Genomic DNA, 5,627 nt, shown 5'->3' with positions numbered 1-5,627 from the left:
GGGCGGAGGCGGGGGATGCTGCGGCGGGGGCTGTTGCGGGTAGCGGTGGGGTGCCCGCGCCCCCTCGGGCGCGAACAGCCGGCCCGCCTCTCTCACGCCCCCGAACGAACCGCCTTCAGGAACTCGCGCAGGATACGTTCGCCTGCCAGGACTCCCCGTTCCGGCAGGGCCGTCACCCCCGGGCCCGCCCAGCCCGTGTCCGCCAACTCCCCGTGCCCCGGGCGCCAAGCCCGGTCCACGGCCTCCAACAGGTCGGCGTCCAGCAGGGAGTCACCCGCGCCGAGGCTCAACTCGGCCCCCGTACGGCGCAGTACCTCACGGACCGCCGCGCTCTTGGTCAGCGGCCTGGGGACCACGTAGATCTTGCGGCCCTGGAGCGAGACCCCCCAGCCCAACCCCTCCGCCCACGCCGCGAGTTCCTTGACCCACTCCTCCGGCAGCAGCTCGCGTTCCACCACCAGGTAGGAGAAGAGGTCCTCGGCGACGCGCTGCTTGCGCAGCCACACCGGGTCGGCGTTCGCGGCCAGGTGCGCCTGGATCTCCTCGTGCGGGGCGCACTCGGCGGCGAGGCGGGAGGTCACCTCCGCCTGCCAGTCGGCGTCGCTCACGCCGTCCACCAGGATGTGCCCCCCGTTCGCACAGATCGCGAACTTGGGCGCGGGGCCTGGGAGGTTGATGCGGAGGTACTGCTTGCGCGTCCGCGTCGTCGTGGGCACGAAGACCGCCGCGTCGCCCAGGTCGGCGAGCAGCTGGGACGCCGACTCCGTCATGAACGACAGCGGACGCGCCTCGTGGACCTCCACGCACAGCAGGCGGGGCGCCCGCGCGTCCGGCATCGTGAGCGCGAGGGCGGACGGCGAGTAGATGAGCGTACGGTCGAGGTCGCTGGCGACGAGTACCGGCATCAGACGGTCACAGCCTTCCCGTCGGCGCCGGTGGCACCGCGCGTGTACTGGGGGTGGATCAACCCGACGCAGGTGTACGGGAGTTCGGCGACCTCCTCGACGGGTACGCCGCGCTGCTCGGCGAGTAGCCGGACATGCCGGAGGTCATCACCGGCCCCCGCGCGGGCGAGGATCTTCCACGGCACCCGGCGCAGCAGCACCCGCGTCGTCTCCCCCACCCCCGGCTTCACGAGGTTGACGTCATGGATGCCGTACTCCTCGCTGATCCGCTCGACGGCCGCCCACCCTTCCCAGGTCGGCGTACGGTCGCTGGCGAGCAGCTCCTTGACGGCGGCGTCGACGGACTCGCCCACCTCGGCGAACCGGGCGCAGACCGCGTCCAGGAACGCGACGGAGACGTCGGCCCCGGCCAACTCCCGGTAGAACTTGGCCCCGTGGAAGTCGTCCGGCCCAACCAGGTCCGCGCGCAGCACAGTTCGCGAAATCAGCCCGGACACCGTCGAGTTGAGGCAGGCGGAGGGGATGAGGAAGTCCTCGCGCGTGCCGTACGTCCGGACACAGGAGCCGGGGTCGGCGAGGACGGCGATCTCGGCGTCGAAGCCGGCGGCGCCCCCCGCCTCCTCGAACTCCCCGATCGCGGCGGCGAGTTCGCGCGTGATCGCGCCCTTGCCGGTCCATCCGTCGACGAACACGACGTCGGCGGGGTCGTGGTGCTCGGCCAGCCAGCGCAGCGCGTTCGCGTCGATGCCCCGGCCGCGCACGATCGACACGGCGTAGTGGGGCAGGTCGAGGCCGTGCCGGTGCTGGGCCCAGCGGCGCATGAGGACACCGACGGGGGTGCCGGCTCGGGCCAGCGAGACGAGTACGGGGCGGGGTGAGCGTTCCGCGAGGACCGTCTCCGTGACCACGCCGACCGCCTGCGCGAGGCGCTCCGCCGAATCCGTCAGCGCGGACTGGAACAGCGCCTGGTACTGCTCGGTCGGCTGGTACTCGATCGGCAAGGACTCCGCGTAGTGGGCGCCGCCGCTCTGTACGGCCTCCTCGCGCTCCTCCGTCGGCGCCTCCAGCGTGACGTCCGAGAGGTCCTGGAGGAGCCAGCCGACCTCGTCCGGGGCGTACGAGGAGAAGGCGGGGCCTCTGAGGGGGGCGGGCAGCATGCGGGGCCTTCCAGGCAGGTAGGACGGGATCACCGCGAGGGTCACTTGCGGGGTGTGCTCGGCGAGTTGGGCCAACAGGCCGTCGGGGGCGTGGAGTTCGGGGGTGTCTGCGGTGGAGTCGACGATCACGAGAACCGCGTCGAAGCCGGCGCCGGCGATGTTGTAGACGTACCGGTCGCCCGGGCCGTCCGCCGGGTTGTCGTGGGCGGGGAAGGTGAGGCGGGTGCGGATGGCGTACGCCGGGTCGTCGACAGCGAGGACCGGGGAGCGGGTCGTTGTCGAGTAGCGGACCTCGGCGTCGGCTATGTGCTCCAACTCGTGGGCTAGGCGGAGGGGGGCGTACATCAGCTCTTCGAAGCCGAGGACGTGGATGCGGCGGGCGTCGGCGGGGAGTGCCTCTGCGAGGCGGGCGGCCATCTCGGGGAGGGCTGCGTCCAGTTGTATTCGGTGGTGGGCGGTGAAGCCGTGACGGCCGCCGTCGGGGAGAGCGAGAGGCCAGTGCAGTTCGACGCGGTTGTATTTCGGGTGCGGGTCGGTGGGGGTTGTTCGCGCAGTTCCCCGCGCCCCTAGGGGGTCGGTGCCGGCGGCGATCGATTCGTACCGGACCACCAGTTCCTGTCCCCTCTCCAGCACCCCCTCCGGCAGTCTCACCGTTCCCGATGCCGCCGCCACGAGATCCACCCGCGCGCCGATCTCCTCCGCGAACACGGAAAGCCGCCCGGCGTCCGCCGGGGATCTCATGTCCACCAGCGTCACCACCACATACCGCCCCCGGGGATACCTCTCGTGCAGGTCCCGGATCGTGTTCATGATCGTGTTGCCCGTCGAGAACTCGTCGTCGACCAGGACCAACGGCCCGTCCCCGCGCAGCAGTTCCCCGTCCTCCGGCAGCAGCAGATGCGACGTCGCATGCGAGTGCGCCTCCTCGAACCCCCCGGCCCGCGCCACCCCCTCCACCGGGCGTCGGGTCGAGTGGAGGTACGTGACGTCGCCGACGCCGTCCGCGACCGAGTGGCCGAGTCCCGTCGCCGTCTCCGCGTACCCCAGGACCACCGCCGACTCCGCGTCGGCGCCCAGGAGTTCGCGTACCCGGCGGCCGAGGGCGAAGCCGTGGCCGTAGACGACGGACGGGAGCTGCGGTACGTGTTTGCCGAGGACGTTGGAGACGAGGAGGTGCGCGCGCTTGGGGTTGCGGCGCAGGGCGAGGCCCAGCATCTCCGGCAGCACCGCGTCCCCGGCGAGTTCCACGCCGAGCCGTTCGGACACCCAACCGCCGGACCAGACCGCGTCGTTCACATCGCTCCTCATGACGTCACCGAAACACAGCACAGAGCTCAGGCGGGGATACCGGCCGCGAGCAGATCGACGAACCCGACGTCCTCGCGGGCCACGCCGAAGACCTCGGCGCGCAGCATCGTGCGCTCGGCCCAGGCGCGGTGCGGCTTCACCTCGTTCATCTTGTTCGTGTACGCCGAGCGCAGGACGCCCCCGCCGCCGCGCTCGGGCCGCAGGATGTCGGCCGCGTCGCTGTACTCCTCGTGGCTGACGACGGACAGCGCGTGGACGGCCGGGACGTGCGAGGGGTGGATGCAGGTCTTGCCGAGGAGGCCGTTCGCGTGGTCGAGGGAGATCTCGCGCAGCAGCCCGTCCATCGCGTGCTCGATGAGGCGTTCGCGCAGGTCGACGGCCTCGACCTCCAGGAAGGGGCTGGTGCGCAGCTGCGGTTTGAACATCCGCTGGGGGACGCGGAAGTACTCCCAGACGGGGCCGGTGACGGTGAAGCCCGTGCCGTCCGCGCGGCCGAGCATGTTGACGACGTCGGCGATGACGGACGCGACGATCTGGACGTCGTACGCGGTCATGTCGGGGGCGCGGCGCAGGCCGTAGGAGGAGCAGAAGTCGGTGACGCCGAGGCGCAGCGCGAGGACGCGGTCGCGGTACTTGTCGACGGCGCGGGCGATGCCCTCCAGGGCCTCGACGCGGGTCTCGCGGTACATCAGCTCGGGGGTCTCCAGGACCGGCATCCCGAACAGGCGCTGTCCGCTGGCGAGTTCGGCGGCGGTGAGGGCCTCCAGGAACGCCGTGCCGCGCTCCTCGGTGAACTTGGGGAACACGAACCCGCTGAGCAGGGAGACGCAGGGGCCGAGGCGGCGGACGAGGTCGGGGATCTGGTCGGCCGTACGGACCCGGATGAACAGGAGGGGGAGTTCCTCGGGGCGGGTCGCGAGGTCGGCGAACTGGCGGACGAGGTTCTCCTCGCCGGCCGCGACGTCCTCGTCGCCGATGGAGTCCTCCAGGCACAGGACCATGGAGACGACGCCCTGGGCGGCCTGCTTGATCACGTCGTCCGCGAGGCGGGGGCGGGTCGCGGGGCTGTAGAGCGTGGCGCCGAGGGCCGCCGACAGGAGGCGGGCCGGGGAGTCCGTACCGAACGCGCAGGGTTCCTGGTGGAAGAGGCGCCGGCGCTCCTGCGGGGCGATGTGCCCGAAATGACGCATGTCTACCCCCGTGACGGACGACGAGCCCAGTGGATTCCGTGAAAACAAGTGACCGGTAATAGTACGTACCGATCGGTTCAAAAGTTCCCGCCGGGAATGAATTTCTGGTAACGCCACCGGGCACCTCCCGATGGACTCCACGCCTCGGTTGTCCTGCTCAGCGGCGAGAGGGCAGGATGACGCCATGACGCACGCGATGCTGAAGGGGTCGAACGTCCCGCTCGAAGCCACCACGGTGCGCGCCGTGCTGCGCTGGACCCCCGGGCAGGGTGTGCCGAACGTCGACGCCTCCGCTCTCCTCCTGGGTTCCGACGGCCGCGTGCGCTCCGACGAGGACTTCGTCTTCTACAACCAGCCACGCCACCCCTCCGGCAAGGTCTGGCGGCTCGGCCAGAAGCGGACCGCCGACGCCCTCACGGACACCATCCAGACCGACCTCGCCGGTGTCGAGTCCGTCGTCAGCCAGATCCTGCTCGTCGCCTCGGCCGACGGGGTCACTTTCGACCACGTCCGGTCCCTCCAGATCGCGCTGTACGACGCGAACCGCGCCGACTCCGACCCCATCGCCGTCTTCGACGTCCGGCCCGAGACCGGCGAGGAGACGGCCCTCATCTGCGGCGAGCTCTACCGCCGGGGCGACGGCTGGAAGTTCCGCGCGATCGGCGAGGGCTACTCGAACGGTCTTGAGGGCCTCGCCGTCAACTACGGCATCTCCGTGGACGAGTCGGAGGCCGAGAACCCCGAGACCCCCGAGAGCTCCGAGAACCCGGAGACCCCAGCCCAAGAGGAGCCCCCCGCGAGCCCCCAGACCTTCTCCCAGCCGCTGCCGCCCGAGCAGCCGACGACGCCCCCGCAGCAGCCCGCGTACGGCTACCCGGCGTCCCTCCCGACGTACGGCCAGGCGGCGCCCGGGTACGGCTACCCGCAGGAGGAGTTCCGGATGCCGCCGCAGGGGCCGCAGTTCATCGGGCGCTAGCCCTCAGAGGTAGTTCTTGAGGCGAGGTAGTCCTTGAGGCGGAGGGGTACTACTTCTCCGCCTTCGCCTTGTACCCCCGCCCCCACTGGAG

General features: G+C 71.2%; 4 protein-coding genes. 1 reads left to right on the top strand and 3 read right to left on the bottom strand.

Annotated elements, in window-relative coordinates; translation table 11 throughout:
- Positions 1 to 92: 92 nt before the first annotated feature.
- Genes AOK24_RS40200 through AOK24_RS40190 form a run of 3 tightly spaced genes read right to left on the bottom strand, consistent with a single transcriptional unit; the run spans position 93 to position 4,560 of the window.
- Entirely contained in the window at positions 93 to 905 is an 813-nt protein-coding gene (locus AOK24_RS40200; RefSeq protein WP_055724855.1) for an HAD family hydrolase, read from the bottom strand.
- The gene (locus tag AOK24_RS40195) at positions 905 to 3,370 is read right to left on the bottom strand and encodes a phosphoribosyltransferase (RefSeq protein WP_055724856.1); all 2,466 of its coding nucleotides are present in this window, start codon (positions 3,368 to 3,370) and stop codon (positions 905 to 907) included. The genes AOK24_RS40200 and AOK24_RS40195 overlap by 1 nt, the downstream gene beginning before the upstream one ends.
- Before the next feature lie 26 nt (positions 3,371 to 3,396).
- Positions 3,397 to 4,560, bottom strand: a complete 1,164-nt coding sequence (locus AOK24_RS40190; RefSeq protein ID WP_055724854.1) for an HpcH/HpaI aldolase/citrate lyase family protein — start codon at positions 4,558 to 4,560, stop codon at positions 3,397 to 3,399.
- A 184-nt stretch (positions 4,561 to 4,744) separates the two neighbouring features.
- On the opposite strand from AOK24_RS40190, the gene AOK24_RS40185 reads away from it, so the two are divergent.
- Complete coding sequence (locus AOK24_RS40185; RefSeq protein WP_055724853.1) at positions 4,745 to 5,536, top strand: TerD family protein; 792 nt, start codon at positions 4,745 to 4,747, stop codon at positions 5,534 to 5,536.
- The last annotated feature ends 91 nt before the right edge of the window (positions 5,537 to 5,627 follow it).

It is taken from the genome of Streptomyces niveiscabiei, from assembly GCF_001419795.1.
GTDB classification, from domain to species: Bacteria; Actinomycetota; Actinomycetes; order Streptomycetales; family Streptomycetaceae; genus Streptomyces; species Streptomyces niveiscabiei.
This window is presented reverse-complemented; position numbering and strand designations above follow the sequence as displayed.

Coding starts and splice junctions, on each gene's coding strand:
- AOK24_RS40200 (WP_055724855.1), bottom strand. CDS start 905: ATGCCGGTACTCGTCGCCAGCGACCTCGACCGTACGCTCATCTACTCG.
- AOK24_RS40195 (WP_055724856.1), bottom strand. CDS start 3,370: ATGAGGAGCGATGTGAACGACGCGGTCTGGTCCGGCGGTTGGGTGTCC.
- AOK24_RS40190 (WP_055724854.1), bottom strand. CDS start 4,560: ATGCGTCATTTCGGGCACATCGCCCCGCAGGAGCGCCGGCGCCTCTTC.
- AOK24_RS40185 (WP_055724853.1), top strand. CDS start 4,745: ATGACGCACGCGATGCTGAAGGGGTCGAACGTCCCGCTCGAAGCCACC.